The sequence below is a fragment of the Nocardioides sp. P5_C9_2 genome (assembly GCF_054049555.1).
Map to the genome: position 1 here is coordinate 1 of NZ_JBFUMD010000577.1, position 2,152 is coordinate 2,152.

The 2,152-nt window shown below is 70.7% G+C and carries 2 protein-coding genes; both read left to right on the plus strand.

Annotated elements, in window-relative coordinates:
* Positions 1-43: 43 nt before the first annotated feature.
* Positions 44-2,044 (plus strand): excinuclease ABC subunit UvrC, encoded by a 2,001-nt coding sequence (gene uvrC / locus ACXJKL_RS19835; protein ID WP_457208719.1) that lies wholly within the window; start codon positions 44-46, stop codon positions 2,042-2,044.
* Positions 2,044-2,152 (plus strand): RNase adapter RapZ (locus ACXJKL_RS19840; RefSeq protein WP_457208720.1); only part of this gene is annotated, 109 nt, incomplete at its 3' end. The genes uvrC and ACXJKL_RS19840, both read left to right, overlap by 1 nt.

A 2,152-nucleotide genomic window follows, 5' to 3' on the forward strand; every position in this document is an offset into this window, starting at 1 on the left:
CCACCCCTCCGGGACTGTCCCCGGCCGCCCGTAGGGTTGTCGTGTGGCCACCCCCAGCACCTATCGACCCGCGCCCGGGTCGATCCCGACCGACCCGGGGGTCTACCGGTTCCGTGATGCCAAGGGACGGGTGATCTACGTCGGCAAGGCCAAGAGCCTGCGCCCGCGCCTGTCGTCGTACTTCCAGGACATCGGCAACCTGCACCCGCGCACCGCCAGCATGGTCACCACCGGCGCGAGCGTCGAGTGGACCGTGGTCAAGACCGAGGTCGAGGCCCTCCAGCTGGAGTACAGCTGGATCAAGGAGTTCGACCCGCGTTTCAACGTCAAGTACCGCGACGACAAGTCCTACCCCTGGCTGGCGGTCACCCTGGGCGACGAGTTCCCTCGCGTGATGGTGGGGCGCGGGGCCAAGCGCAAGGGCACGCGCTACTTCGGGCCCTACGGCCACGCCTGGGCCATCCGCGAGACCGTCGACCTGCTGCTGCGGGTCTTCCCGATGCGCTCGTGCAGCAACGGTGTCTTCAAGCGCTCCAGCCAGATCGGCCGCCCGTGCCTGCTCGGCTACATCGACAAGTGCGCGGCGCCCTGCGTCGGCAACGTCACCCCCGAGGAGCACCGGCGCATCGTCGAGGACTTCTGCGACTTCATGGCCGGCAACACCAACGCCTTCGTGCGCCGCATCGAGCGCGAGATGTACGCCGCCTCCGAGGCGATGGACTTCGAGAAGGCCGCCCGGCTGCGCGACGACCTCGGCGCGATGCGCAAGGCGCTGGAGAAGCAGGCTGTGGTGCTCGGCGATGGCACCGACGCCGACGTCATCGCGCTCGCCGAGGACCCGCTCGAGGTGGCGGTGCAGATCTTCTACGTGCGCGGCGGTCGCATCCGTGGCCAGCGCGGCTGGGTCGCCGACCGCTCCGACGACAGCGACACCGCGGGTTTGGTGCAGGAGTTCCTGCTCCAGCTCTACGGTGGGGCGGCGGCCGACGACGACGCCTCCTCGATCCCCCGGGAGGTGCTGGTGCCCGCCCTGCCGCCCGACGCCGAGGTGCTCGAGGACCTGCTCAGCGACATCCGGGGGAGCCGGGTGGCCATCCGGGTCCCGCAACGCGGGGCCAAGCTGGACCTGCAGGAGACCGTCGGGCGCAACGCGTCGCAGGCGCTCGCGCTGCACAAGACCAAGCGCGCCAGCGACCTGACCACCCGCAACCGCGCCCTGGAGGAGATCCAGAAGGCGTTGGGGCTCGACGAGGTGCCGCTGCGCATCGAGTGCTACGACGTCTCCAACCTCCAGGGCACCGAGGTGGTGGCCTCGATGGTGGTCTTCGAGGACGGGCTGCCGCGCAAGGGGGAGTACCGCCGCTTCGTGATCAGGGGCGAGGACGGCGCGGAGCAGGTCGGCCAGAACGACGTCGCCCACATGCACCAGGTCATCACGCGCCGGTTCCGCCGGCTCCTCGACGAGCAGGCGCGCTCGGAGGCCGTCAGCACCGACTCGGGCCCGATGCTGGTCGACCCCGAGACCGGACGGCCCCGCRAGTTCGCCTACGCCCCCGGGCTGGTCGTCGTCGACGGCGGGCCGCCCCAGGTGGCGGCGGCCCAGCAGGCCCTCACCGAGCTCGGCATCGACGACATCCCGGTGTGCGGGCTGGCCAAGAGGCTCGAGGAGGTGTGGCTGCCCGACGAGGAGGACCCGGTGATCATGRCGCGCACCAGCGAGGGGCTCTACCTCCTGCAGCGGGTGCGCGACGAGGCCCACCGGTTCGCGATCACCCACCACCGCTCCCGACGCTCCAAGACGATGGTGGAGAGCGTGCTCGACGACGTCCCGGGACTCGGGGAGGTCCGTCGCAAGACCCTGCTCAAGCACTTCGGCTCCCTCAAGAAGCTCCGTGAGGCAGACCCCGACGAGATCGCCCTGGTGCCGGGCATCGGCCCCCGCACCGCGGCATCGATCAAGGAGGCGGTCGCCGGCGCGGCCGCCACCCGCAAGACTGGTGGCCCGCGGATCAACACCGCCACGGGCGAGATCGAGGAGGACTGATGGATCCGCAGCCGGCCGAGCTGGTCATCGTGACGGGCATGACGGGCGCCGGGCGCAGCACGGCGGCCAAGGAGCTGGAGGACCTCGGCTTCTTCGTCGTCGACAACC